The sequence below is a fragment of the Kitasatospora sp. NPDC051164 genome, from assembly GCF_044455625.1.
Lineage (GTDB): Bacteria > Actinomycetota > Actinomycetes > Streptomycetales > Streptomycetaceae > Kitasatospora.
The window spans coordinates 34505-60708 of sequence record NZ_JBITFB010000035.1; the positions used below are offsets into that span (position 1 = coordinate 34505).

23 protein-coding genes are annotated in these 26204 nt (G+C 72.0%); 4 read left to right on the forward strand and 19 right to left on the reverse strand.

Annotation, left to right across the window (positions count from 1 at the left end; all coding sequences use genetic code 11):
* Nucleotide 1: 1 nt before the first annotated feature.
* Genes ACIBEC_RS38290 through ACIBEC_RS38315 form a run of 6 tightly spaced genes read right to left on the reverse strand, consistent with a single transcriptional unit; the run spans nt 2 to nt 5665 of the window.
* Nucleotides 2–1243 (reverse strand): ATP-grasp domain-containing protein, encoded by a 1242-nt coding sequence (locus ACIBEC_RS38290; RefSeq protein WP_360509201.1) that lies wholly within the window; start codon nt 1241–1243, stop codon nt 2–4.
* Complete coding sequence (locus ACIBEC_RS38295) at nt 1240–2187, reverse strand: hypothetical protein (protein WP_360509199.1); 948 nt, start codon at nt 2185–2187, stop codon at nt 1240–1242. The genes ACIBEC_RS38290 and ACIBEC_RS38295 overlap by 4 nt, the downstream gene beginning before the upstream one ends.
* A 3-nt stretch (nt 2188–2190) precedes the next feature.
* Nucleotides 2191–3156 (reverse strand): acetylxylan esterase, encoded by a 966-nt coding sequence (locus ACIBEC_RS38300; protein ID WP_360509198.1) that lies wholly within the window; start codon nt 3154–3156, stop codon nt 2191–2193.
* A gap of 22 nt (nt 3157–3178) precedes the next feature.
* A complete protein-coding gene (locus ACIBEC_RS38305; protein ID WP_360509196.1) occupies nt 3179–3382 on the reverse strand; it encodes a (2Fe-2S)-binding protein in 204 nt (67 codons plus the stop codon).
* The gene (locus ACIBEC_RS38310) at nt 3379–4323 is read right to left on the reverse strand and encodes a hypothetical protein (RefSeq protein ID WP_360509194.1); all 945 of its coding nucleotides are present in this window, start codon (nt 4321–4323) and stop codon (nt 3379–3381) included. Before ACIBEC_RS38310 ends, ACIBEC_RS38305 begins: the two co-directional genes overlap by 4 nt.
* Nucleotides 4324–4381: 58 nt before the next feature.
* Complete coding sequence (locus ACIBEC_RS38315) at nt 4382–5665, reverse strand: hypothetical protein (RefSeq protein WP_360509192.1); 1284 nt, start codon at nt 5663–5665, stop codon at nt 4382–4384.
* Between the two features lie 308 nt (nt 5666–5973).
* On the opposite strand from ACIBEC_RS38315, the gene mshB reads away from it, so the two are divergent.
* Both mshB and ACIBEC_RS38325 read left to right on the forward strand, forming a co-directional pair.
* Nucleotides 5974–6909 (forward strand): N-acetyl-1-D-myo-inositol-2-amino-2-deoxy-alpha-D-glucopyranoside deacetylase, encoded by a 936-nt coding sequence (gene mshB, locus ACIBEC_RS38320; RefSeq protein ID WP_360509190.1) that lies wholly within the window; start codon nt 5974–5976, stop codon nt 6907–6909.
* Nucleotides 6910–7184: 275 nt separating this feature from the next.
* Nucleotides 7185–7631 carry a cold shock domain-containing protein gene (locus ACIBEC_RS38325; RefSeq protein WP_360509188.1) on the forward strand — a complete coding sequence of 149 codons (447 nt, stop codon included), beginning with the start codon at nt 7185–7187 and terminating at the stop codon, nt 7629–7631.
* A 175-nt stretch (nt 7632–7806) separates the two neighbouring features.
* On the opposite strand, the gene ACIBEC_RS38330 is transcribed toward ACIBEC_RS38325, so the two are convergent.
* The 6 genes from ACIBEC_RS38330 to ACIBEC_RS38355 all read right to left on the reverse strand — a co-directional run bounded on the left by ACIBEC_RS38330 (nt 7807) and on the right by ACIBEC_RS38355 (nt 13160).
* The gene (locus ACIBEC_RS38330) at nt 7807–9198 is read right to left on the reverse strand and encodes an amidase (RefSeq protein WP_360509186.1); all 1392 of its coding nucleotides are present in this window, start codon (nt 9196–9198) and stop codon (nt 7807–7809) included.
* Nucleotides 9185–9385 (reverse strand): hypothetical protein, encoded by a 201-nt coding sequence (locus tag ACIBEC_RS38335; RefSeq protein ID WP_360509184.1) that lies wholly within the window; start codon nt 9383–9385, stop codon nt 9185–9187. The genes ACIBEC_RS38330 and ACIBEC_RS38335 overlap by 14 nt, the downstream gene beginning before the upstream one ends.
* 180 nt (nt 9386–9565) lie before the next feature.
* Entirely contained in the window at nt 9566–10498 is a 933-nt protein-coding gene (locus ACIBEC_RS38340) for an MBL fold metallo-hydrolase (protein ID WP_360509182.1), read from the reverse strand.
* Nucleotides 10499–10542: 44 nt separating this feature from the next.
* Complete coding sequence (locus ACIBEC_RS38345) at nt 10543–11763, reverse strand: MFS transporter (RefSeq protein ID WP_360509180.1); 1221 nt, start codon at nt 11761–11763, stop codon at nt 10543–10545.
* 76 nt (nt 11764–11839) lie between these two features.
* Nucleotides 11840–12442 carry a TetR/AcrR family transcriptional regulator gene (locus ACIBEC_RS38350; RefSeq protein WP_360509178.1) on the reverse strand — a complete coding sequence of 201 codons (603 nt, stop codon included), beginning with the start codon at nt 12440–12442 and terminating at the stop codon, nt 11840–11842.
* 325 nt (nt 12443–12767) lie between these two features.
* Nucleotides 12768–13160 (reverse strand): nuclear transport factor 2 family protein, encoded by a 393-nt coding sequence (locus ACIBEC_RS38355; RefSeq protein ID WP_396290015.1) that lies wholly within the window; start codon nt 13158–13160, stop codon nt 12768–12770.
* Nucleotides 13161–13280: 120 nt separating this feature from the next.
* Between ACIBEC_RS38355 and ACIBEC_RS38360 the strand changes: the two genes are divergently transcribed.
* Complete coding sequence (locus tag ACIBEC_RS38360; protein ID WP_360507374.1) at nt 13281–13736, forward strand: MarR family transcriptional regulator; 456 nt, start codon at nt 13281–13283, stop codon at nt 13734–13736.
* Between the two features lie 54 nt (nt 13737–13790).
* On the opposite strand, the gene ACIBEC_RS38365 is transcribed toward ACIBEC_RS38360, so the two are convergent.
* From ACIBEC_RS38365 to ACIBEC_RS38380, 4 genes are all read right to left on the reverse strand, one after another.
* Entirely contained in the window at nt 13791–14687 is an 897-nt protein-coding gene (locus ACIBEC_RS38365) for an SDR family NAD(P)-dependent oxidoreductase (protein ID WP_360507377.1), read from the reverse strand.
* A gap of 150 nt (nt 14688–14837) precedes the next feature.
* The gene (locus ACIBEC_RS38370) at nt 14838–15416 is read right to left on the reverse strand and encodes a TetR/AcrR family transcriptional regulator (protein ID WP_360507380.1); all 579 of its coding nucleotides are present in this window, start codon (nt 15414–15416) and stop codon (nt 14838–14840) included.
* A gap of 110 nt (nt 15417–15526) precedes the next feature.
* On the reverse strand, nt 15527–16174 hold the full coding sequence (locus ACIBEC_RS38375; protein ID WP_360507383.1) for an NAD(P)-binding domain-containing protein: 648 nt from the start codon (nt 16172–16174) through the stop codon (nt 15527–15529).
* 48 nt (nt 16175–16222) lie between these two features.
* The gene (locus tag ACIBEC_RS38380; protein ID WP_360507386.1) at nt 16223–17035 is read right to left on the reverse strand and encodes an inositol monophosphatase; all 813 of its coding nucleotides are present in this window, start codon (nt 17033–17035) and stop codon (nt 16223–16225) included.
* 114 nt (nt 17036–17149) lie between these two features.
* Between ACIBEC_RS38380 and ACIBEC_RS38385 the strand changes: the two genes are divergently transcribed.
* On the forward strand, nt 17150–18094 hold the full coding sequence (locus ACIBEC_RS38385) for a LysR family transcriptional regulator (protein WP_360507389.1): 945 nt from the start codon (nt 17150–17152) through the stop codon (nt 18092–18094).
* 28 nt (nt 18095–18122) lie between these two features.
* Here ACIBEC_RS38385 and ACIBEC_RS38390 read toward each other — a convergent pair whose 3' ends face one another.
* The 3 genes from ACIBEC_RS38390 to ACIBEC_RS38400 all read right to left on the reverse strand — a co-directional run bounded on the left by ACIBEC_RS38390 (nt 18123) and on the right by ACIBEC_RS38400 (nt 26075).
* Nucleotides 18123–18545, reverse strand: coding sequence for an organic hydroperoxide resistance protein (locus ACIBEC_RS38390; protein WP_360507392.1), 423 nt, complete (start codon nt 18543–18545; stop codon nt 18123–18125).
* A gap of 164 nt (nt 18546–18709) precedes the next feature.
* Entirely contained in the window at nt 18710–19639 is a 930-nt protein-coding gene (locus ACIBEC_RS38395; protein WP_360507394.1) for a helix-turn-helix transcriptional regulator, read from the reverse strand.
* Between the two features lie 187 nt (nt 19640–19826).
* Nucleotides 19827–26075: a type I polyketide synthase gene (locus ACIBEC_RS38400; RefSeq protein WP_360507397.1), complete on the reverse strand. Its 6249-nt coding sequence runs from the start codon at nt 26073–26075 to the stop codon at nt 19827–19829.
* Nucleotides 26076–26204 lie beyond the last annotated feature (129 nt).

Consider the following 26204-nt stretch of genomic DNA (forward strand, 5'->3'; position numbering starts at 1 on the left):
GTCAGTTCAGGTACAGGCCCTGCTCCTCACGCTCCCGGAGCGCCCCGTAGTCGCGGTACACGTCCGCCGCGTCGGAGGACGCGAGGTAGGCGAAGCCCGGGGAGGACGTCAGACTGGTCGTGACCGGCAGCCGGTGCCCGACGCCCACCCCGGACACCACCGCCGAGCAGCTGACGAGCGCCTCGAGCTCCGTCCGCCAGGCCTGCGACCGGACCTCGCCCGCGACCGGGTTGATGAACGAGACGTTGCGGACGTACTCGGACCACGCGACCCGGGTGTCGTCGAAGGAGCGGAAGGCGGCGGGATCGACGAGCGACATCGCCAGCAGCCGGGTCTGCGACACCCCGCAGTACTTCTCGACCAGCCACGGCAGCGTCGCGCCGCCCAGCCGGGCCCCGGTCTCGATCAGTACGGGGCCGTCCGCGGTGAGGATCACCTCGGTGTGCGCGGCGCCGTTGCCGATCCCGAGCGCGGTCAGCGCCCGGCGGACGTGGTCGACCACCTGCCGGTACTCCGCGGAGCCCACCGGGACGGGCTCCTCGTAGTCGTACACCGGGGACATCCCGTCCCCGACCCGCTTGGTGTACCGCCACAGCTCGGCGATCTTGTGCTCGCCGTCGAGGGAGACGCTGTTGGCGTAGAACTCCGGGCCGAACACCCGCTCCTGGACCAGGGCCGTGATGTTCCGCGCCCCGTAGAGGTTGCGGGCGCTCAGCACCTGCTCGGCGGCCTCGGCCACCTCGTCGGGGGTGCGGCAGAAGTGGACGTTGTCCGAGCCCGCGCTGTCCACCGGCTTCACGACGGCGTCGGTGATCCCGCGGTCGACGCACCACTGCCGGGCCTGCCCGGGTGAGTCCACCCGCAGGCCGAGCGGGGCCCGCACGCCCGCCTCGAGGAGGGTCGTGGCCATGAGCGGCTTGCAGCGCCGGGCCTCGCTGGTCGCCGGATCGTGGCCGGGCGTGCCCAGCAGGCCGGTCAGCTCGTCGGCCAGCAGGACTCCCGACTCGGTGCCGGGCAGCACGGTCGCGACCCCCAGGTCACGGAGCCGGTCGGCCACCCGGCGCGGGTCCGGGTCGTGGCCGAGGTCCTCGACGTAGTTCGACGGGTCGTGGGCCGCGCTGAAGTAGGCCGGCATGTCGGGCTGGCTGGAGACGTGGACGCACTCGGCGCCGTAGTCGCGGAGCTGGGCGACCAGGAAGCGCCCGGTCGAGTAGCCGTCGACGATCCCGAACCGAAGGGTCATCGCTGCCCCTGCCACTCGACGTCGACGTTGGGCACGGCGGGGTCGACACCGGGGAGGTTCATGTCCTCCAGCAGGTGGGTGATCACGGTCAGCAGGTCCCAGCGGTACGGCGCGTCCAGCGGGACGTCCGGGGCCACCGCGAGCACCTCCGCAATGCCGACGTCCGCTCCGGCCGCCTGCCGTCGGGCCAGGTCGCCGGCCGGGCCGGGCACCCGGGCCAGCCGCTGCCAGCTGTTGCCGAGGTCGAAGTCGTGCTCCGGGTGCAGCCGTTCCAGGTCGTCGAAGATGGCGAGGACCTCGGGCCGGGCGTCGTGGCGCGACCGGATCCGCTCGCGCATGAGCTCGCGCCGGGGCTCGTCGCAGAGCACCGCGATCTCGCGGATGACGTCCACCGGCTCGTCGGAGATGTGCAGGAAGTTGAACAGCCCGTTGACGACACCCAGCCGGTGGCGCAGGTGCTCGGGGCGACGCAGCGAGGGATCGGCCGGGCCCTTGAGGGAGTTGAGCCGGACGGCGGCCGGCACGCGGTCGGGCGTCCACTGCTCGTCCCACAGGACCAGGCAGACCGTGTCGGTGCTGGGGAGCACGGCGTCCATCGCCTCGACCCGGTCCCGCGTGGCGATGTTGAACTGGTAGCGCCAGACCTCGCGGATGGTCTGCCGGTTGTGCCGGAAGCGCACCACGTCGAGGGGACGGAATCCGGTGTCGGCGAGCGCGTCGAGCGCGCTGCGGAGCCGGCGCCCCGCGGTCGCCTCCGACTTCAGCATGCACAACGCCACGCCGAGCATGTCCGGCAGCTCGTCGGCGAAGGTCCAACAGCCCTCGCGGAAGTAGCTGTCCAGCGCGTAGAGATCGGCCTTCAGCGGCGACCGGGTGACCTCCTGCCGAACCGTCGGTGGGATCTCGGTGAGCTGGTCCACGGGCGGAACCTGGGCGAGGATCACGTCTTACCTCTCCTGCCGGAAAGCGGGTACGACTGGTCGGGGGGTGGCCAGGCTCTGCGCCAGGAACTCCACCTCGGCCAAGCGCTGGTACGGGTTGGGCTCCGCGTGTCCGGCGAACGGCCAGACCCGGAGGGACTTGGGACCTGCGTAGCGCTCGTAGGCGGCGTGGCAGGTGGCCGGCGGGCAGCGGTTGTCCCGCCCGCCGACCGCGAACAGGGCCGGGCAGTGCGCGTGCTCGGCCATGGTCGCGGCGTCGAACCAGGCGATCGTGGCGAGCGCCCGACCGGCCAGGTCCGGGTAGTAGTGGCAGAACCGCAGCAGCTCGCGGTACGGCTGCTGATCGGGCAGCTTCGCCGGATCGACCACCGCGCTCAGGAACGGCGACTCGACCAGCGCAGCCGCCGTGTGCGGGTTCAACGCCGCTGCGGCGAGCGCGAGTTGGCCACCCTGACTGCAACCGGCGACGGCGACCCTGGCGCCGTCGACTCCGGGGTGCAGCCGGGCCGTGTCGACCGCCCGGGCGGCGTCCACGTACGCGTCGCGGTAGTAGTAGTCGTGCCGGTCGAGCACGCCCCGGGTCACGAAACCCGGGATCTGCGGCACGGTCAGCCCGACCGGATCCGGAGTCGCCCCCGGCTTCAGGTTGCTGCCGCCCTGCCCGCGGGTGTCCACCACGAGGGTGGCGTAGCCGACGGCGGGCCACAGAAGCCAGTCCAGCACGTGGCCGCGCCCCTCGCCGTAGCCGAGGAACTGGACCACGCACGGCACCGGCTCGTCCCGCCAGCGCGGCAGGACCAGCCAGGCCCGGATCCGGTGGCCGCGCGAACCGGCGAACGAGGTGTCGAAGACCGTCACCCCGGCCGCCGGAGTCCGCTCCGGGGTGAACTCCGGCTCCAACGGGTACCGTTCGGCCTCCGCGAGGGTGTCCGCCCAGAACCGGGCGAAGCCCTCGGGAGCGCCGCCCGGCACCGCGCCGACCTGCGGCGATCCATCAATGCTGGTCAGGGCGGGCCTCCGTCGCGAAGTCCGCCAACAGTTCCTCCAGCAGGCCGCGGCAGTCGCCGCACCCCTGGCCGGCCAGACAGCTCGCACCGATCTCGTCGACGCTCGTCGCACCGCGCCTGATCCAGTCGACGATCTCGTCCTCGCCCACCGCGAAGCAGATGCAGATGCTCGGCGCGGCGAAGGTGCTCACGCGGGCTCACCGCCTTCGCTCCCCTGCCAGGAATCGAGCATGACGTTGGGGAAGATCCGCTGGATCCCAGGAGTGTTGAACTCGATCGTGTGCGTGATGACCGACAGCAGGTCCCAGTGGTCCGCCGGGTCGGCGAAGGCCGACCGGGTCGCCGCCAGCACGTCCGCCAGGGCGATCTCGCCGCCCTTGGCCCGGATCCTGGCCAGCTCGCCGGCGGGGGCGGTCGACTCGGTCAACCGCTCCCAGCTCTTCTCCAGCTCCAGGTCATGGGCCGGCGTCTGCGCCTCCAGGTCGTCGAAGGCAGCCTCCGCCTCGGCCCGCGCGTCGTACCCGGCCCGGATCCGGTCGCGCACCACGTCCCGGCGCCGGGGTCCGGCGAGGATGGACAACTCCCGGATCACGTCGATCGGTTCGTCCGACGTGTGCATGAAGTTGAACAGGCCGTTGACCGCGCCCAGCCGTCGCCGCAGGTGCTCCGGACGGCGCAGCTCCGGCGCGGACGGCCCCTTCAGCGCCGTCAGCCGCACCGAGGCCGGCACCCGGGCCGGCCGCCACTGCGAGTCCTTCACCACCAGCAGGACGGAATCGATGGTCGGCAGCACCAGATCCATCGCGTCGATCCGCTCGCGGGCGGCGAAGTTGAACTGGTAGCGCCAGGTCTCCCTGATCGTCAGCCGGTCGTGTCGGAAGCGCAGCACGTCCACCGGGTGGAAGCCGTTGTCGGCGAGCGCCTGGAACGCGACCCGGTAGCGCCGACCGGCCGCCGCCTCGGGCTTCAGCACGCACAGGGTGACTCCGAGGACGTCCTCCAGCTGCTCGCCGAAGGTCCAGCAGCCTTCCCGGAAGTAGTTGTCCACCCCGTAGAGGGCGGCCTTGGCCGGTGAACGTGTCACCGCCTCCAGGACGTGCCGGGGGATGTCGTGCAGGGGCGCCGTGGTCATGGCAGTACCTCGTTCGAGAATCGATGGCGACGCGAACTCACCTGAGGGCGACGCGGACTCACATGAGGGCGATGCGCCGGCGGTCCGCGGTCACGAGCGACCCGAGGCCGACGGTGGCCGCTCCCAGGTCGATCTCGGGGAAGAAGGTGCGGTAGGCCGTGAACGCGACCAGCCGCCAGATGTCGTGCTCACCGACCCCGAGCTCGCGGACGTTCGCGATCTGCTTGTCGATCGGCATCGTGCCGGCCGCGACGACACCCTTCTCCTGGTACCAGAGCTGGGAGCCCGGCTCCAGGTGCAGGTCCTGGCCGGCCAGTCGGGCGGTGTCGCTGCGGTCGGTCATCAGCATCATGTTCTGCGGGCCGACGATCTCGATCGCCCGCTTGGCGATGGCGTAGTCGACGTGCTCGCCGTCGAAGTTGAGGCAGGCCGCGATGCGGCCGGCGTGCGCGCCGCGCATGATCGCGGCAGGAACGGGCCCGACCTGCTCGTGCAGGTCCGCCAGGTTCCAGGAGGGCAGGTCGTAGCTCGCCAGCAGGGCCTCCCGCTCGGCCTGGGCCTTGCGGGTCCGGAAGGCATGCTTGATGAGCAGCGGCATCTCGTTGAACAGGTGGTCGGTCACCACGCGCACGCCGTTGTGCGGGCAGTCGGCGGCCTCAGCCGCGCCCAGCACCACCTCCACGCAGTCGGCACCCAGCTGCGGGTCCTCCTTGGCGAAGTGGCCGAGCGCCGGCCGGACCCCGCTCTCGACCAGCCGGGTGACGATCCACTCCAGCGAGGGGTGGTCCGGCGTGAACTGCTCCGCCAGGTAGGAGCTGGACTGCAGCGCGTCCGGCGACAGCATGATGTAGACCAGGCCGAGCTCGCCACAGCTCGCCAGCTTCTCCCACTCCTCCTTCGACGGAGCCCACACGGCGTTCGCCGGGGTGCCGCCGAAGCTGGCCACCAGCGGGCCCTCGAGCGCGACGGCCGGCACGAACGGCAACTGCCCGTCGGCCCGGAGCGCCGCGTAGCCGCGCATGAACTCGACGAAGGCGTCGAGCCGTTCGCGCCGCAGGTAGAGGGTCGGAATGCAGAGCAGGCCCTCGTCCGAGGCGACCTTGTCCAGCTCGTGGAGGTCGATCTCGGCGAAGTTCGAGAAGTCGATCGGCCCCAGGCCGTGACAGTGCACCTCCACCGGCAGCGCCGGCACCACGTACGGCGCGCCGCTCGGCACCTCGCCGAGGTCACGGTGCACCGCCGCGTCGCCGCGCGTGATGCGGCCGGCGGCCCAGGTGACCTCGGCGTTCGCCGCCCCCTGCGGACCGAGCCAGATCTGCGTCGACCCCAACGTCTCAGCCACGAACGCCCCTTAAATCTCGGATTCCCCGTCACCGGCCGCCCAGCGGGCCGACTCGCAGAGCGGTCAGCGTCCGCGAGCCGCCGCGCCCTGTCCTGAGCGACTGTGATCACGACTGCAGAAGACTCTCGCCGTTCGCCCTGTGCAGGCCAAGCGACCGCAGGGCTCCAAGTTCCGCAATACGGTGAGTCGAGGCGTCGAATACCGGATAACTGCAGTGAATCGTCGGAATTCAGACAGTCACCGGCTGCTTTCGTCCGAGCACCGATGGGGACCGCCGGGCGCGGACGGGAAGGGTAGGCTCCCCCGACATGACGACCCAGCCCACCACCGCGACCGGCACCCCCACCCGGTCAGGCAGCCGGATACTCCTCGTGCACGCCCATCCTGACGACGAGTCAATAGCCAACGGCGCCACCATGGCCCGTTACGCCGCGGAGGGAGCCACGGTCACCCTGATCACCTGCACCCTGGGCGAGGAGGGCGAGGTCATCGGGCCGGACCTGGCCCACCTGACCTCCGACCGCGAGGACCGTCTGGGCCCCCACCGGGCCCAGGAGATCGCGGCCGCCCTGCGCGAGCTGGGCGTGACGGACCACCGCTTCCTCGGCGGGCCCGGCCGCTACCGCGACTCGGGGATGATGGGTTCCCCCGGGAACGACCGCCCCGACTCGTTCTGGCAGGCCGACCCCGACGAGGCCGCCGGGCACCTGGTCGAGGTCATCCGCGAGATCCGGCCGCAGGTCCTCGTGACCTACGACCCGGACGGCGGCTACCGGCACCCCGACCACATCCAGGCCCATCGGGTCGCCATGCGGGCCGCCGCGCTCGCCGCCGACCCGGCCTACCGCCCGGAGTCCGGCACGCCGCACGGCATCGCCAAGATCTACTGGAACTGCGTGCCCCGCTCGGTCGTCGACGCCGGCGCCGCAGCCCTGCACACCGCCGGCGCGAACGCACCCTTCCCCGCCGCCGCGGGCCACCACGACATCCCGCGCGTGGTCGAGGACGACGCCGTGACCACAGTCGTCGACGGCAGCGCCCACCTGGACCGCAAGCGCGCGGCCATGGCCGCCCACGCCACCCAGATCACCGTGGCGGACCCGTTCTTCGCCCTCTCCAACAACCTGGCCCAGCCGCTCTCGGCAACCGAGTACTACCAGCTCGCCCAGGGGGAGCCCGGCCCCAGCGGCCCCTCCGGCCGCGAGGAGGACCTGTTCGCCGCATTCCCGAGCACGGGACCGTAGAAGAGCCGGGCCACCGCGAAACGCCGCGCGCCGAACCGCACTCCGCAGAGCAGGACTCCAGGGCGACGGGCCACTCGCCCGGGTCGGCGGCACCTCGGGACCCCTGTGCCGGCCCCTGGCCACCGACCGCCCTCAGGGGTGCCCCTTGGATTTCCCGGCATATAGCCTGGGTTCACGGGCGGCCGGTCGAGTTCTGGGACCCGATGGCAGGCCGACGGTGTGGTTTTGCGGTGTTCAGACGTTGTGTTGTTTCAGCAGAGGTGTGGGGTCTGGCTATGGCTATGGGCAAGGTCGTCCGGTTCGACGAGGTTCGAGGGTACGGGTTCGTCTCTCCCGACGGTGGCGGGTCCGACGTGTTCCTGCACGTCAACGACCTTCTGGTCGACAAGTCGCTGATCAGCCCCGGCGTTCTCGTGAGCTTCGACCTGGAGGACGGTGACCGCGGCCTCAAGGCCTCGGCCGTCTCCCTCGCGAGCGGCCGGCTGTCCTCCTCACCCCGCACCGACTCGCGTCCGTCGTCGGTGGTCCCCCACGCACCGGCGACGGACGCCCGGATCGACCTGGACGACGGCACCTGCGAGGTGCTCTCCGTCAAGGACTTCACCGACGAGGTCACCGAGGCCCTGCTCGTCAGCGCCCCGGCACTGACCGGTGAGCAGATCCTGGACGTCAGGAAGCGCCTGGTGCGGATCGCCGTGGACCACGGCTGGGTGGAGTCGTAACGGCCGCTTTCGGTCGAGAGCCGACCGGGGCACGGAAACGTGCCCCGGTCGGCTTCGTCGTCGGGCCCTTCCACGGTGTGCACCGGATCGGAGCGAGGGGCGGGGACGGCCGCAAGACCGCCCCCGCCGGTGGCACACCGTCAGCTCGCTGTTCTCCTCCGCCGACGCCGACGGATCAGACCGCCGTGGCGAGTGCCCGGGCGGGCTGCGTCTGCTCGTAGGCGTGGCCGACCCGCAGGAGCGTGGGCTCACCGAGGGGCCGGCCGAGCAGCTGCATGCCGATCGGCAGGCCCGCCGCGTCGTGGCCCACCGGAACGGTCAGGGCGGGCAGTCCGGTGATGTTGGCGGGGGCGCAGAGCCGCACGTAGGCGTCGGAGACGCTCTCGGCCGTGCCGTCGGGCCAGGTGACCGTCGTCTCGTCGGCCCCGACCGCGGGCATCGGGACGCTCGGGGCGGCGATCACGTCGACCTCCTCCAGCATCCGTGCCCACTCGGCACGCATGAGCGTGCGGGAGCGTTGAGCGCGCAGGTAGTCACCGGCGCTCATCAACTCGCCTGCCTCCAGGAGGATGCGGACGTCCTCCTGATACAGCTCGGCGACCGCTCGCAGGCTGCCCTCGTGGTAGGCCCCGGCCTCCGGCACCATCAGGCCCCACTGGGTGGCCTGGATGTAGCGGGTCATCGGGATGTCGACCTCGACGAGCCGTGCACCCAGGGATTCCAGCTGCCCGATGGCGTGCCGGACGGCGGTCTCCACGCGCGGGTCGACGTTGTCGAAGTAGTAGGTGCGGGGCAGCCCGATGCGCAGCCCCGTCAGGTTCGTGCCGGCACCGGGCCGGTAGTCCGCGGCGGGCACGGACAGCGAGGCGGGGTCGCGCGGATCGTGTCCGGCCAGCGCGGTCAGGACCAGGGCCGCGTCCTCGACGGTGCGGGTGATCGGACCCACGTGGTCCAGCGACCAGGACAGGGAGGTGACGCCGTGACGGGGGACGAGACCGTAGGTCGGCTTGAGGCCGACAACCCCGTTGAGCGCGGCGGGCACCCGGATCGACCCGCCGGTGTCGGTGCCCAGGGCGAAGGTCGCGGTGCCCGACGCGACGGCGACCGCGGAGCCGCCGCTGGAGCCACCGGCGACCCGGCCGCGGTCCCAGGCATTGCGGGTCTGCGGGGTAGTGAGGCCGAACGCGAACTCGTGGGTGTGGGTCTTGCCGAGCAGGATCGCGCCGGCTGCGCTCAGACGCGCGGCGACCGTGCTGTCCGCTGTCGCGCGATGGTCGGCACGGACCCGGGAGCTGGCCGTGGTGGGCATCCCGCTGACATCGATCAGGTCCTTGAGCCCCATCGGGATGCCGTGCAGCGGTCCCCGGTAACGGCCTTGCGCCACTTCGTGTTCGGCTTCGCCCGCCGCCCGGCGTGCCTGCTCCGCGGCGACCGTGACGTAGGCGCCGAGGGACGGCTCCGCCTTCTCGATGCGATCGAGGACTGAGTCGACCAGTTCGACGGGGGACAGTCGCCGGTCACGTATCGCGTCCGCGGCGGCGGCGAGGGAAAGCTCATACGGCTGCATCGTGCTTCTCCTCTACGGCGCGGTAGGCGGCGGCGGGCGGGACGTCCGCGAAGTCCAGTTCGCGCAGGACCGCGACGACGCTGTGGATGTGGTTGGCGACCGCGGCGTGACGCTCGGCTGGCAGCGCGAGTCCGGCGCGGGCGGCCCAGCGGGCGGCCTCCGGCGGTGTGAGTTCGACGGCGGGCATGGATGTTCTCCCTCTCGGTGGAGGTGGGGGCGGCGGAGTGGCCGACGCCCTGTAGGCCGAGGATTCGTTGTGGACAGCTGAAGGCGCCGCGGCAGTTCGGCGGCCCGCGCGGGACCGGCCGAGCGGCACCGGCCGAGCGGCACCGGCCGCGTGATCAGGCCGGGCGATCGGGCCGGGTGATCAGGCCGCGATGGTCGGGGTCTCGACGCCCGGCTCGGCGAGCAGCCGGTAGCGGCCGTTCTCCCGGCGGAGGGTGCCGGCCGTGGGCTGCGGGAAGTGGGTGCCCAGGAGCAGCGCGTCGGTGTCCGCGAGCGTGTCGAGTATCCGGGCGCGGGTGCGGACCGCCTGGGCGGAGTCGATGTCGACGCAGCTGTGCACGTGGGGGTGGGAGAGCTGCACGGGGTGGTGGATGCTGTCGCCGGTGATCAGGGCGCGGCGGTCGCTGCCGCGCAGTTCCACGGCGACCTGCCCCGGGGTGTGGCCGGGGGCCGGGACCAGGAGGACGCCGGGTGCCACTTCGTGCCCCTGCTCGGGCACGTCCACGAGGTGGTACTGCCCGGCGTCGCGGACGGGGGTGACGGAGTCTCGGAACATCTGGCGGCGGGCCTCGTCCAGGTCGGTGGCGGCCCAGTGGTCCCATTCGGTCCGGCTGGTGAGGTAGCGGGCGTTGGGGAAGGTGGGGACCCAGTCCCCGCCGACGAGGCGGGTGTTCCAGCCGACGTGGTCGGTGTGCAGGTGTGTGGTGATCACCAGGTCCACCGACTCGGGCGGGAAGCCGGCCGCGGCCAGGCGCTCCAGGAAGTCGGTGTCGAGACCGTTCCAGGCCGGGTTGGCGCGTGGCTTGGCGTTGCCGATGCCGGTGTCGACGACGATCCGCAGTCCGCCGGCCTCCACCGCAAAGCTGTGGCTCGCCAGCCGTGGGACCTCGGCGTCGGCGAAGTCGGGGCGCAGCCACGACGCCTCGTCCAGCACCTCCTTGGTGGCGTCCGGCAGCAGCCAGGGGCCGGTCTCCCGAGGCAGTTCGATCTCGTCGACGCGGCGGAGGGTGATGTCGCCGAGGCTCCACCCCGTGCTGGTGGAGGTGGCGGCCTGACGGGGCGTGACGGTGCTCATCGTGGGTCCTTTCGGGTGGTGCGGTGCGGGAAGGCGGAGCTCGGTCAGGCGGTGCGCGGCCGCCGCACGGCGCGGACGAGGCCGACCAGGGTCAGCAGGACGACGGTCGCGGCGTAGAGCGAGACTGCGGTCTGCAGGCCGTACAGGTTGGTGAGCAGGCCGGCGAGGACGGCGGGAATGCTCATCGCCAGGTAACTGAGGACGTAGTAGGCGGCGAGCGTGCCGGCGCGTTGGTCCGGGGCGGCCGGGGGGAGCAGGAGGCGCAGGGCGCACTGGGTGACGGCGCCGAAGCCCGCGCCCGCCAGGGCGGTGCCGGCGAACAGCGCGGGCAGGCTGTGCAGTTGGGGGCTGCTCAGGGTCAGCAGGGCTCCCGGGATCAGGAGCGCGCTGCCGGCGAGGCTCACCGTGCGGGCGGGCAGCGCCCGGGCGGCGTGGCCGGCGAGGCCGGCCGCGGCCGTCATGGTGAGGAAGACCAGGCCTCCGGTGGCGCGGCTCGCGTGCGGGGCGATGAGCCGGGCGAGCGAGGGGCCGAGGGAGGAGTAGAAGCCGCCCAGCGCCCAGGCGGCGACGACGCCGGGGGCGAGAAGCCTCATGGCCGGGCGGGAGGCGGGGGCGACGGCAGTGCCGGGACGCAGCGAGCGCCACGCGCCGGAGTGGGGATGTGCGGTCTCGGTGGTGAGAAGCACTGCGGCCGCCTGCGCGGTGAACAGCAGGAGCAGCAGCAGGTAGACGGTGCGGGTGGGAGCGGGGGCGAACTGCACGAGGGCGGTGGCAGCCAGCACCCCGACCGCCATGCCGGCCACGGGGGCGATGCCGTTGGCGGCGGTGGCCCGTCCCGGGCGGTCGCGGTCCTCGAAGTCGAGCAGGGCGGCGCCGGCGGCGCTGGTGGCCACGCCGGTGGCCAGGCCCTGCAGGATCCGGGCGGCGATCAGCGCCGGCACCCCCTGGGCGGTCGCGAAGCCGGCCATCGCGGCGCCTTCCGCCAGCAGCGCCCCGGCGAGGACCGGGCGCCGGCCCAGGTGGTCCGAGAGCGTGCCCGTGGTCAGCAGTGCCGCCAGCAGGGCGAGCGCGTAGGCGCTGAACACGACGGTCAGCGTCATGGCCGAGAAGTGGAATGCGGTTTGGTAGAGCGCGTAGAGCGGGGTCGGTGCGCTGGAGGCGGCCAGCAGGCCGACCAGGACCGAGGCGTGGAGCCGGAAGGCACCGCGGTGGCTCAGCAGGGGCAGGCGGCGGGGGCGGGACGGCAGGGCTGCAACGCTGAGCATGGAGCACCTCTCACACCTAAAGGCAAACGCTTTGCATTAGGAAGAGTAGGCCCCGGGCCACTCGAAACGCAAACTTTTAGCTTTTAGGAGCGGAGGGTGCGGAGGGAGCGGAGGGAGCGGAACTCCGGCCGAGCGCCGTCGCCACGAGGCGGTCGGTGTAGGCCGCCGACAGATCCGAGGGACGGAACAGGATGCGGTACATCAGGGGGGCGACGACGACGTCCAGCAGGGTCTCCACATCGGGCACGGCCTCCCCCCGCCCTGCCGCGCGCACACCGATGGCCTTCAACTGCTCGGCGGCGTAATCGGAGCAGCGAACCGCGTTGCCCTGCTCAGGGTCGCCCAGCAGGGCGTCGCGGATGTACGTGCGGCCCGCCGTCGAGGACATCTCGTCGGCGAACTGCGCCGCCCATGCCTCCAGGTCCACCCGGAGGCTGCCGTGGTCGGCCGGCGGGGTGTCGGGGCGCAGCCGCTCGACGGCCACGTCGGACAGCAGTTCCCGCAGGTCCCCCCAGCGCCGGTAGACGGTGGACGGCGTCACTCCCGCGCGGGCGGCGATCAGGGGCACGGTGAGCGCATCCCGCCCCACCTCCGCTTCCAGATCCCGGACGGCTTGGTGCACGGACTGCTGGACGCGGGCGCTGCGCCCGCCGGGGCGTGTGGTCGCTCGGGCACTCATGCACACAGCTTAACGCGAAGTAGTTGCGTCTGGGTCGAGCAGACCCCGGGGCCCTGTCCGGGCCCGCACCGCCCCGGTTGTGCGAGCGGTGCGGGGTCCATGGGCAGTCCGGCGCCGGGGGCCGCCTGGCGATGCACGTAGGGATGGGGGGCACCCCCGCCCGGGAGCCGGCGGCGCCGCGCGCTGATCCGGCCCGCTCCGTGCGAGAGGGCACGTCGAGCGTGACAGCCACTTCCTCTCGCTTTTCGGATGTTGCGCCATGACGGCGCCGCGCGCCGATGCGCCGGGACGGGGCCGGCCTCGTGTCGCCTGGTGGGAATGTGGCTCAGCGGGCGCTGCCGAGGTTCCGGTCGGCGTCGGCGCCTTCGAGCATGAGAGTGGTCTCCTCGATGCGGCGGAAGCGGCCGTCGGCGGCGAACTCGGCGAAGAGGTAGACCTCCATGCGGACGGTGGAGCCGTCGGTCTTGTTGACGGTCATGGTGTGGCGGTCGGCGTAGAGGTTGCCGGTGGTGAGTTCCTCGTGGACGTCGACGGAGCCGCCGGCGACGACCGTGCGCAGGTGGGCGATGTGGGCGAGGAACTCGGTGCGGTCGGCCCACTCGCCGTCGGTGCGCTGGCGGTAGTCGGGGGCGAAGTGCCGGTCGGCGGCCTCGTCGAGGTCGAGTCCCGGGGTGAGGAGCAGGTCGGTGAGGGCGGCGCGGGCGTGGGTGTGGTTCATGGGGATTCCTTCGGTTGGGCGTGGGCGTGGCCCGCCCTGGATCGGTCAGGTGATGCGTGCCTTAAGCACGCTTCTGACTGTACCAGGAAAAGCGTGCGCCAAGCACGCTAATCTCGAGAGGTGAAGAACTCGACGGGACACGACATCGCCGACGCCCTGGGACTGCTCATGCGGCGGAGCACTCGCGCCCGCCTCCACACCCAGCTGACCGAGGGGCTCGGGGAAGCGGTCGACGACCTCACCTACCCGATCCTCAGCGGCCTGGCCCGGACCGGAGCGTGCAGCGCCGCCGACCTGGGCCGCGAGATCGGACTCGACCGCACCACCGTGACCCGTCGCGCCGACCGGCTGGAGCAGGCCCGCCTGCTCCGGCGCCACCCCGACCCGGCCGACGGCCGCGCGACCCTCCTCGCGCTCACCGAGGAGGGCCACACCATCGTGTCGGTCACCAGACAGCGGCTGGCGGCCGGCATCGCGGCCTCGCTCGCCGCCTGGCCACAGGCGGACGCCCAAGCCTTCGCACGCCGGCTGCGCCGCTTCGTCGACGAGGGCCCGTTCGCCCCCGAACGCCACTGACGGCCACCAACGCAAGCCGTCGGGCAGCAGGGCATCGGGCAGCAGGCATCGGGCTCACCTCGGTTGGGCGCCACCACCTCCACGAAGCGGCGCCAGCCGGCGGCTGAGCCTGAGGACGTTGTCGATGAGCCGAGGGTCGGCGCTTCCGCGGAAGGCGGGAACGGGGTGGGCCTGGGGGCCGATGAGCAGGCCGGTCCTCCCGTCGAGCGAGGAATCGGTCGCGGCGAAGACGGACGGCCGGGCGGCGACGGAGGCAGGGCCGGCGGTGGAACGCTCGAAGGTCCGTCGGACCAGTGGCCACAGCAGACGCAACCCCGGGGAGACGATCTTCGGTGAGGCCATGGTGCCGTTGGTCATATCGGTGGCGGCGCCGCCGGGGTCGGCCGCGAAGACCGTGATGCCGGTGCCGCGCAGCCGCTCGGACAGGTGCAGGGTGTAGGCGAGGTTGGCGAGCTTGGCGCGGCCGTACCAGTGAAAGCCGTAGTAGCCACCCGGCGGTTCGACCGCATCGAAGGCGCGCTTGGCGACCCTGATCGCGCCTGAGGTGACGTTGACGATCCGGCTCGGCCCGCCGGCTCGGAGCTGATCGAGCAGCAACTCGGTCAGCAGGTACGGCGACAGGTGGTTGACGGCGAATGACGCCTCGATCCCGTCGACCGTCTGCCGCCGCTGCGTGAACATCGCGCCGACGTTGTTGACCAGCACCTTCAGCGGCCCCTCGTCCGCCAGCTGCGCGGCGAGCGCTCGTACCTGGTCGAGCGATGCGAGGTCGGCGGCCACGAAGCGCGCAGCGGCTCCGGTGGCGACCGCCGCGATCCGCTCGATGGCGCTTCCACCGCGCTCGGCGTCGCGGCCGACCACGGTGACGGCGAGCCCGCGCGCCGCGAGTCCCATCGCGGTTTCGAGGCCGATGCCTCCGGTCCCCGCCGTCACCACTGCCCGTTGGACCACAGGTCCGCCCTCCCACGTTCCACATATTCGGATAGCTATCCGCTTCGATGGGCACGCTAGCACAAGCGGATAGTCATCCGGTTGTTGGTGGGTGGGACGAACCGGCCGACCCCTCGGGACCGGTCGGCGGACGCCGGGGGCGCGCTGCCCTCAGCGCGGAGAGCGCAGCCCCTGAAGAAGGACGTCGAGGTAGAGCCCGCGACGCGCGTGGTCGCTGGCGCCGGAGCGCACGGCATGCTCGACGCCGCAGAGCAGGCGGCGCACGTCGTCCGCCCGAATGCCGCCCCGGATCGCACCGGCCAGACGTGCGCGGTCCAGCAGCTCCGCGACGGCACGGTCCAGCTCGGCCTTCATCTGCGAGGTCTGCGCCTCGGCATCGCTCGCGGACTCCAGCACGGCCGCGAACCCCGGATCGTCCAGCGCGTGGTCGAGAGCGAAACGAAGCAGCCGGTGCAGGCCCGCAAGCGCGTCCTCGTCGGCGGCGGCCGCCTGCGCCTCGTCGACCAGTTCCCGGAAGCGGTCCGCCGACAGCGCCTCCACCAGCGCATGGCGGTTGGGGAAGTGCCGGTACACGGTCCCCACGCCCAGGCCGGCGAGCTTGGCGATGGCGTTCAGCTGAAGGGAGTCGTCACCGACGGCCAGTTGCTCGCGGGCGACCTGCAGCACCCGGGCCCGGTTGCGCGCAGCATCGGCCCGCAGTACTGGCCCCTGCCCCGCTCTCGGTGTCACGGCCCCAGCATAAGCGGCCACCCGAGATCCCCGACCCGGGCCCGGGCCCCGGAGTCCACCCCTCCACGGTCAGGATCCAGGTCAGGCCTGGGGGCCGGCGACGACCGCGGTCAGCGGGCGAGGGAGACCGCGAAGGGCCGGAAGCCGTGTCGGCGCAGGATGTGGGGAACCACGAGGATCATGGCCTCGGTGGCGCGGGCGGTGGTGACATCGCCGAGGTCCTCGATCCATGCGGGCTGCCAGCCCAGGTCGCCGAGCAGGCCGGTGACCGTCTTCTTCGCGGGTTCGTCGTTACCCGACACGTAGACGGTCGGCGGGGTGGCCAGGGTTTCGGGGGCGGTCATGACCATGAACAACATGGTGTTGAGGGTCTTGACCACACGGGTGTCGGGGAGGGCGGCCTGGAGTTGCTCGGCGAGGCTGCTGCCGGGGTAGCACAGGTCGCCGGGCAGGCCGTCGTCGGCGTCGCGGGTCGCGTTGGAGACGTCGACCAGGATCTTTCCGGCGAGTTCGGCGCGCAGATCGGTGAGACGGTCCAGGGTGCTGTCGCCGGGCGTCGCGTTGATCACGATGTCCGCGGTGCGGGCGGTGGTGCGCTGGTCGGCGAAGGCGATCTGTGGGGCGATGTCGGCGGCAAGGGCCGCGGAGGTCTCTTCCGGGTTCCGGACGCCGAGGGTGACGTGGTGTCCGGCTGCGGAGAGCTTGCCGGCGAGGTTGGCGCCGACGCGGCCGGCGCCCAGGATGCCGATGCTGGTCATGAGGTGATGCTCCTTGCGGTGTGAGGTGGGTGGAGCGGAGGTGCCCGGTCAGGCGATCGGCGACAGGACCTTGAGGGCGTCGGTGTGGATGCCGGGGGCGGCGGCCAGGAAGTCGCGGCTGCCCGTGTTCCAGGGCTCGCCCGCCAGGTCGGTGACGGTGCCTCCGGCCTCGGAGACCAGCAGCGCACCGGCGACCAGACCGGAGCGAACGTCGGAGAACTGCCAGAAGGCGTCCGTGCGTCCGGCCGCGACATGGATGAGCTGCATCGTGGCGGGAACGGACACGCGCACGACCAGGCCGTTGATGAGCATGGCGGTGACCGAGTCACCGATCCGCCGGAAGGTGCGCTCGTCCTCGCCGGGCCTGGCCTGGCCGGTGCCGACGAGCGCGGCGCCCGGATCGGTCTTGGCGGACACCTTCAGGGGCCGCTCGTTGAGGCGGGCACCGCCGCCGGCGACAGCGGTGTAGGTGTCACCGGTCAGTGGCAGGTGGACGACGGTGAGCACCGGCTGGTTGTCACGGACCAGGGTGGCGGTCACGGCCCAGTCGTCCATGCCGTGAACGTGGTTGATGTTGCCCTCGGCGGGGTCGACGACCCACCACTCCCCCGACGGGAGCGCACCGCCGGCCAGCTCGTCCTCGGCCCACCGTGATCCCCGCCGGGCCCGCAGCAGCGGCTCCCGCAACACGTCCAGCACCGCGTCGTCGTTGGCATGGATCTCGGCGACGACCTCGTCCAGACTCACGCCCCGGGCGTGCGAGGTGTGGCGGTCGCGCAGGGTGAGGCCTGCGGTCTTCACCGCGGCGGTCACCTCGGACAGGAGCGTCGTGCCGACGGCGAAAGGCATGGCTGTGCTCATGGTGGGCTCCCTGGATTCGATGTGTGCGGCGGCTTGTCTCGCGCCTGCACTTCGAAGGTAGGCCCCTCAATCATTAACAACAAGTGCATGCTGTTCAGTCATAGAGTTACTGTCATGCAACTGGATCTGAACCTGCTCACAGCCCTGGACGCACTACTGGAAGAGGGCAGCGTCGCCGGCGCCGCAGCACGCCTCCACGTCACCGCACCGGCGATGAGCCGCTCCCTGGGCCGCATCCGCAAGGCCACCGGTGACCAGATCCTGGTCCGCACCGGCCGCAGCATGGTTCCCACCACCCGCGCACTGGCCATGCGCGCCCAGGTCCACGCCCTCGTACAGCAGGCCCACCACCTTCTCTCGGCGCAGCAGGAACTCGACCTGGCAGCTCTGGACCGGGTGTTCACCGTGCGCTGGCACGACGCCCTGACCGCCGCCTGCGGCACCGCCCTGATCACCGCCGTCCACCGCCGGGCCCCTGGCGTCCGGCTGCGCCTGTCCGCCGAACCCGGGACGGACGACGCCGAGCTGCGCCGGGGTGAGGTCGACCTCGAATCGAGCTCCAGCGCTCCGACGCTCCCCGACATCCGTCACCGCCTCGTCGGCAGCGACCGGCTGGTCGTCGCCGTCCGACCGGACCACCCCCTCACCCACGGCCCGCTGAGCGTCGAGCGCTACGCAGCCGCCGAACACCTCACCGTTTCGCGACGTGGAAGCCTGCGCGACCCGATAGACGACGCCCTGACCACCCACGGCCTCGAACGACGCGTCGTCGCCGCCGGACCCACCGCCGCCTTCGCCCTGCAACTCGCCCTCGACACCGACCTGGTCGTCACCCTCCCCGACGCGGTCACCCGTGCAGCCCGGGAACGACTCGGCCTGGCCACCCTGCCGCCGCCACTCCCGCTGCCCGACGTCCCCCTGTACCTGCTGTGGCACCGGCGCTACGACGACGACCGCGCCCACACCTGGTTGCGAGACCTGGCCACCCGTACCGTCCAGGCCCTGTTCACGCCACCGACCGCCTCCCGGCAGCCCCTCACCGACCGGACCGGGCAGTGACGGATACGCCCGGTCCGGCCGCCTGGGCTCAGACCGTTGCCCTGAGCGTCACCTCTACGTTCCCACGGGTGGCGTTGGAGTACGGGCAGACCTGGTGGGTGGTCGCCACGAGCTGGTCGGCGGTGGCCTGGTCGAGGCCGGGCAGGTGTGCCGAGAGCGTGACGGCGAGGGTGAAGCGTCCTTCGTCCAGGGCGAGCAGGCTCACCGTGGAGGTGACGGTGGACGCACCGACATCGACCTTCTGCCGGCCTGCGATCAGTCGCAGCCCGTTGTGGAAGCAGGCGGCGTAGCCTGCGGCGAAGAGCTGCTCGGGGTTGGTCCGGTCGCCGCCGGGGCCGCCCATCTCCTTGGGGACCGCCAGGACTTCGTCGAGCACCCCGTCCAGGGAGCGGACCTCCCCGTTCCGGCCGTCGCCGGTCGATATCGCCTCGGTGGTGTAGAGCACGGACATGCTTGTTCCTTTCACGGGTGCCACAGATGGGGTTGGGTCTTCGGTCGCCCACCGCGTGCGCAGGGTGGGACAGGTTTCTTGAGACGCGCCGTCGTCAGCGACCTTCTCTGACTGTCCTGATCGGGCGGCATCGTTGCCGCCGGCCAGGGAGGGGATGACGACGACTACGAGACCGGGCTGGTGCCAGCGATCGGTTCCGGTCCGGGTGTCGTACCTGCCGGGCGCGTCTGTTCGCCCGGGGCGACGGCTTGAGCGAGCAGGGTCAGCGCGGCCTGCGAGGCCGAACCCGCCGCCGCGGTGACCGCCACGATTCGCTGTCCCGGCCCGTCCGGGACCGGCATGGCCTGCTGGGTGACGTCCACGGCTCCGACCAGGGGATGGCGCATCCGGTAGGTCGCGGTGTCCCAGGCCCGGACCGGGTGCGCGGACCACATCGCGGTGAACTCGGTACTGTGCATGACCAGTTCGCCGATCAACGCGGCCAGCATCGGATCGTCGGGGTGCCGGCCGACGGTCATGCGCAGCCTGCCCACCACGTCCCTGGCCTTCTTCGGCCAGTCCTCGTACAGCTCGCGGGTGTGGGCATCCAGGAAGACCAGGCGGGCGGTGTTCGGACGCCTGTCGGGATGCTCGGGGCTCCGGTAGTCGAGGTGTCCGGCGAACAACGCATGCCCCGCGCGATTCCACGCCAGCACGTCGCTGCGGCGGCCGAGCACGATGACCGGGGTGTCCCCGAAGGCGCCGATCAGCTGTCTCGTCGTATCGCTGACGTGCTCCGGCGCCTGCCGGCGGGTTCGCTCGTTGCCGCCCTTGTGCCACGCTCCTGCGAGATCGTGCAGGTGGCGGCGTTCGGTTCCGTCCAGGCGAAGCGCTCGGGCGATCGCCTCCAACACCTCCGTCGACGCGTTGAGCGACACCCCCTGCTCCAGTCGCGTGTAGTAGGACTCGCTCACACCCGCCAACCGCGCCAGCTCGTCGCGGCGCAGTCCCGGCACCCGCCGCTCCTCGTCGAACATCCGCAACCCGACGTCCGCGGGCTGCAGTTGCGCCCGGCGCGTCCGCAGGAACCTCCCCAACTCTGATCTGCTGCTCATGGATTCGAGTATGGCCACGCGCGACCGCGCCTGCCTGCCCCTGTCAGTATCAGGCGGGCCGGACATCGACACCGCCGGACGCCGGGACCATCCGAGGCGCCGGGACAATCCGAGGCGCCGGCCCGGGGTGCCCCGCCGCCGAAGAGGCCTTCGCCTGCTCGAGCGCGCCTGGGCCTCACCCCGACACTCACCCCGGCGTGGGCGACACCGTCCGGGAGAGCCACGCCTGGATTGCTTCCGCCGTCGTGGCCGCGTGCTCCTCGAGGACTGAGTAGTGGTCACCCGGAACTTCGCCGGCTCGCAGGCACAGTGTCGCAATGGTCGTCTCCTCCTGCCGGTCCAGAAAGATGCGGGTATACGCGCCCATCGCCGCGAGGCCGGGCTCGTCGAGCCTGATCGCGCTGCGGACCGGCAGTTCGGTGAGCCATTCCTCGTCCCGGACCGGGTGGGTGTCCACCAGCACCACCGCCTCGGCACCGACTCGTTCCGCGACGGCTTGCGCGACCAGGCCGCCGGTGGAGCGGCCCAGCAGCACCACCGGTCGGTCGAGCCTCCTGATCGAGGCGGCATGTGTCCGGACGAGGGCCTCCACGTCCTCCGGCACGGGGCCGCCGTCGTACCCCGGGTGCGGGAGCAGCCACATGCCCGGCAGATGCCGGGCCAGGAGGCCGTACTCCCCAGGGGGTGAGGCGAAGGCGGGGAAACAGACGATCGCCGGGCCTTCGCCGTCGCTGAGTCGCTGTGGGGCGGCTGAAGGGAGCGTTGCCGCCGACGGCAGCGCCCACGACGCGGAGACGAGCAGGTGCATGGCCTCTCGAGGCCGGCCCAGCTCACACAGCTTGCGGTACAGGTACGCGAGCGTCCCCGGGGGCGGCGGCGGACGCAACTGCTCGGCGAGTGCCCTGGGCGTGGGAGCTTCGAACACCGCCGTAGCGGGGAGGCGTAGGCCGGTCCGTCCCTCCAGGCGGTTGCGCAGCTCGATCGAGGTCAGTGAGTCGAATCCGAGGTCGAGGATCGGGGTGTCCGGTTGCACGTCCGGGTAGCTCAACACGGCGGCGATCTCGGCGCACACCATCTCCAGCAGGTTTGCCGGCGGGGTCGGTTCCGGCGTGGTGCGTGTTTTCGGCCGGGGCAGGCGGTCGAACGCGATCGGGACCAGAACCGGCTCGTCGGTGCCCAGCGCCGCCTCCAGGAGTGCCACGCCCTCTGCGGGCGTGAGGGGCACCAGGCCGGGATCAGCGGTCCGGTCGGCCATCATCCCGATCGTCCACGGGCCCCAGGCCAGGGAGAGAGCGGGGAGCCCCAGTCGCCGCCGGTGGCGAGCGAGCTCGTCCAGGTAGCAGTTGGCCGCCGCGTAGTTGGCCTGTCCGGCGTGACCGAGCACACCGGCCGCCGAGGAGAACAGCACGAAGGCGTCCAGTTCTCGATGTGCGGTCAGCTCGTGCAGGTGCCACGCCGCTTCGGCCTTGGGGAGCCATACCGTATCCATGCGCGCCGGGGTCATCGACGCCAGGATCCCGTCGTCGAGCACCCCGGCGGTGTGCACGACGGCCCGCAGGTCCTCGATCGAGTCGACCAGCGCGGCCAGGGCCTCCCGGTCGGTGACGTCCAGGCGCGTCTCACCGCTGCGGCTGGCGACCACGACGCGCACTCCCTTGGCTCGCAGGTGGTCGGCGACCGCCTGGCCCAGCGCGCCGCCACCGGTGACCAGGACGGTCCCGCGCCAGGTGAAGGCGCCGCCTGGCACCGGGACCAGATTCGCGCGCTCGGACACGATCTCGGTCCGCCCATCGCTGACTTCGGCCAGGGTGAACCGGCCGGGGTGCTCCGTCTGCGCGACCCGGATCAGGCCGGCCACCGCCGCGCCGGCCAGGTCGGCCGGACGGACCAGAACGGTGAGGTGCTCGTGATCGGCCTGCAGCTCCCGCAGAGTGAGCGCCAGGGCGTCGGGGGCGTCGCCTGGCGGCACCTCGAGGACCTGACCCCGTGGCCGGCCGGGAACCCGGTGCCACTCCGGGCGGAACAGCGTTCCCCGGCCGGTTCCGGTCGCACGCACGGTGAGTGATTCGACGTACGCCACCGGCCGGCCCGTCTGATCGGTCGCGGCGATCCGCCCCTCGTGGATGCGGACTCGCAGACCCGTGGCGCCCCGCGCCAGCAGGTGCACGCCGCGCAGGGCGAACGGCACCCCGTCAGAGAGCAGCCGTGCCGGGTGCAACGCCGCGTCGAACAGGGCGGGGTGCAGCGCGAACCGCCCGGCGTCCGGGAACTCCCCGCGCACCTCGCCGAAGAGTTCGTCGCCGCGGCGCCACATCCTGCTCAGCCCGCGGAACGCCGGTCCGTAGTCGGCGTGCTCGACTTCGAGTTCCTCAGCGTCCGGCGGGGGCCACTCGCCGATGTCCACCTGCGGCGCGGGCCGACCCCCGCCGGCCAGCAGAGCCAGCCGGCCGCTGGCACAGCGGACTCCGTTCGCGTGCACCTCGAACGGCCGCGCGCCGTCGACCTCGGGGCGGACGACGATCTCGGCCCGCCGCGTCCGGGGCAGGCGCATCGCCGTGTGCAGGACCAGTTCGTCGACGGTGCCGCAGCCGGCCCGCTCCCCGGCGTACAGCACCAGCTCCAGGATCGCCGTGGCGGGCACGATCGCCGTCCCGTCAACGACATGGTCGAGCAGCCACACCGGGCTGAGGTCGGCGATGCACACCACCTCGCCGGAACCGGGCACGATCACGGTCGACTCGATCAGCGGGTGCTCGGTGGCGCGGTCGAGCCAGTAGCGCTGCCGGTGGAAGGCGCGGGTGCCCCGCAGCCGGCTCGCTGCCTGCTCGGGGTCGGTGGTGGAGATGACACCCTCGACGAGCGCACCCAGGGTGTTGCCCGGGCCCAGTTCGACCAGGGCCGCGCCGTCGACCATGGCCACGTGGTCGGCGAAGCGGACCGTCTCGCGCACGTGCCGCACCCAGTAGTGCGGATCGTCCGGGCGGGCGCCGATGATCGGAATGAGCGGTGGATGGTACGTCAGGCTCCGTGCCACCTCCGTGAACTCGGCCAGAACGGGGTCCATGAGAGGAGAGTGGAAGGCGTGGCTGACGGTGAGCCGCGTCACCTGCTCGAACCCGGCGGCGATGGCCAGCACGTCCTCCTCCGGGCCGGACACGACGACCGAGTCCGGTCCGTTGACGGCCGCGATCGCGGTGCGAGGAGTCAGCCTGATCTCGCTCTCGGCGGCCCGGACGGCGACCATGGCGCCTCCCGCCGGCAGTTCGCGCATGAGCCGCCCGCGGGCAGTGATCAGCCTCGCCGCGTCGGGCAGCGACAGGACGCCCGCCACGTGAGCCGCCGCGATCTGCCCGGCGGAGTGCCCGATCAGCGCGTCCGGGCGGTATCCCCAGGACTCCAACAGGCGGAACAGTGCCACCTCGTAGGCGAACAGGGCCGCCTGGGCGATGTCCGTACGGTGCACCAGGTCGGTGTCGATCGCCTCGCGTAGCTCCGGATCCAGCCGGGCGCACGCCTGCTCGAACGCCGCGGCGAACACCGGGTACCTGGCGGCCAGGTCCCGTCCCATCCCCCGCTGCTGCGCCCCCTGCCCCGGGAAGAGGAACGCCACCCGCAGCTGCTCGTACTCCTCGACGATCACATGCGCGTTGGTCCCCGAGATCCCGAAAGCCGACACTCCGGCACGGCGCGGACGGTTCTGCGCCGGCCAGGGCGTCCGCTCGGTGACCAGGCGAAGTGCACCGGCGGACCAGTCGACGTGCGGGGTCGGCTCGTCGACGTTCAGCGTGGCCGGCACGGTGCGGTGCCGCATCGCCATCACGGATTTGATCACGCCCGCAACCCCGGCGGCTGCCTGGGTGTGCCCGAGGTTGGACTTGACGGTACCGACCAGGACCGGAGCTGACCGGTCCTGACCGTAGGTGGCGAGCAGCGCGGCCGCCTCGATCGGGTCGCCCAGGGCGGTGCCGGTTCCGTGGGCCTCGACCACGTCCACGTCGGCGCCGGTCAGCCCGGCGTCGGCCAGCGCCTGCTGGATCACGGCCGCCTGGGCCGGCCCGCTGGGCGCCGTGAGGCCGTTGGACGCCCCGTCCTGGTTGATCGCAGATCCCCGCAGCAGGGCCAGGATCGGGTGACCGTTGCGCACCGCGTCGGCCACCCGCTCAAGGACCAACAGCCCCACGCCCTCCGACCAGGCCGTGCCGTCGGCAGCCGCGGAGAACGGTTTCACCCGTCCGTCCGGGGCCAGGCCGCGCTGCCGGCTGAACACCACGAAGCTGTCCGGTGTGGCCATGACAGTCGCACCGCCCGCCAGGGCCAGGTCGCACTGGCCGCCCCGGAGGGAGTCTGCCGCGAGGTGCATCGCGACCAGCGACGAGGAGCAGGCCGTGTCCAGGGTGAGCGCCGGCCCGTGCAGACCCAGGCTGTAGGCGATCCGTCCGGAGGCCACACTCCCCGCCGCACCCAACGCGATCTGGGACTCGAGCTGGTGCGCGGCGCCCCGGAAGCGACTGCCGTAGTCGTTGTACATCAGGCCGACGAACACACCGGTGTTACTGCCCCGCACCGACTCGGGCGCGATGCCCGCCCGCTCGAACGCCTCCCAGGCCGTCTCCAGCAGCAGTCGCTGCTGCGGGTCGGTGGCCAGGGCCTCGCGCGGCGACATCCGGAAGAACCCGGCGTCGAAGTCGGCCGCGTCGGCGAGGAAGCCCCCACGCGTGACGTAGCTGGTGCCCACATGGTCAGGGTCCGGGTGGAACAACTCGTCCAAGGGCCAGCCCCGGTCCGTGGGGAACCCCGTGATCGTGTCCTGGCCGGCGGCCACCACCCGCCAGAGGTCTTCGGGGCAGGTGATCCCGCCGGGATAGCGACACGCCATGCCCACGATCGCGATCGGCTCGGTGGCCTTGCGGGCGGGCGGCGGCGGGTCGGCGGCCCCGCCGGCGAGGTAGTCGGCCACGGCGCGGGGCGTGGGGTGGTCGAACACCAGGGACGGCGGCAGTGCGACACCCAGTTCCGCGCCCAGCCGGTCACGCAGTCGTACCGTGCCGAGCGAGTCCAGACCGGCTTCGACGAATGGCTGGTCCGCCTCGGGTGACAGGCCCGTGATCCCTGCGGCCTCCCGTCGGACCACGTCGAGCAGGTACTGGAACCGGACCCGTTTCCGCACCGGCTTTCCCGAGGAGGTCAGCGGAATCCGGCTGACCGGGCGGACTGCCTCCGGCACCCGATGCGATGGCAACCGGCGACGGCAGAAGGCGAGCAGCGGCGCCGGATCCACGTCGCCCACGACGTAGGCGACCGGCACCTCACCGAGCACCGCGTCGGGCTCACCCACCACGACCACGTCCCGGACGCCCGGACAGCGAGCCAGCACCCGCTCGATCTCGACCGGGTGGATGTTCTCCCCGCCCCGGATGATCATTTCGCCGGCTCGCCCGGTCACCACCAGACGGCTGTGCTCCTCGCGGCCGAGGTCTCCCGTGGCGTGCCACCGATCGGCACCGGGCATCCTCAGGTGGATCTCACCGTTCACGAATCGGGTGTCGATTCCGGGCAGGACGACGCCATCGATGGCGATCTTTCCGGACGTCTCCGTGCTGCCGTAGCCGTCGTGCAGTTCACGGTCGAACCTGCGGCGGAATCGGACCCGCAGCTCTTCCGGCAGCGGGGCCCCGGCCGACAGACACCTGGGCGGCAGAGGAGCCCCGACGTCCAGGAGCTGGGTGAAGACCGTCGGCACGCCGCCCAGTGCGGTGAACGGTGTCCGGCGAAGCAGGGCGGCAGCCCGGTCCGCCGTGAAACGGTCCATCACGTAGGCACTCGCGCCCAGGGCCAGGACGCCCACCACGCACATCGAATGCCCGAAGGCGTGGAACAGCGGCAGCGGCCAGAGCAGGTGGTCGTCGCCGGACATGCCCAGCAGTCCCCGGTAGGCGTGCTCCGCCGACCGGAGCCAGGCTCCCTGCGTCGACAGCACGCCCTTCGGGTCCCCGCTGGTCCCGGACGTGTAGTGGAGCCAGGCGGGCTCGTCCGGCTCGAGGTCGTCGCGTGGCGGCGTCCGGGTGGGCGCGAGCAGGTCGTCAACGGTCACCACACCGGTGCCGGCCACCCGCCGGACCTGCGCCAGGTGTTGGCGGTCAGTGACCACCAACCCGGCGCCGCTGTCCTCCAAACGGAACCGGAGCTCGTCGTCGCCGCTTCGCGGGTCGAGTACAACGCCGACGGCGGCCGCACGGCAGACGCCGAGGGTAGCCGCGATGGCGGTCCCCCCGCTGCCCAGGTACAGCGCCACCCGACTGCCGCGATCGACAGGGAGGTTGCCGGCCACCCGGGCAGTACGGCGGGCGAGATCACCGTAGCTCACCGCGTCCTCGGCATCGGCAAAGGCGATCTTGTATTTGAGATCCGCTGCGTGACGGAGGATCAGCTCATGCATCTTGCACCTCGGCAGTCGGTCACGACGTTCGGCTGAAGTCGGGCATCAGGGTCCTGCCCATGGTGTGGCCGCGGACTCTTCACTGCCGGCGACGGCACGAACAGAAAGCGGGTACAGCCCTTGTCCGCA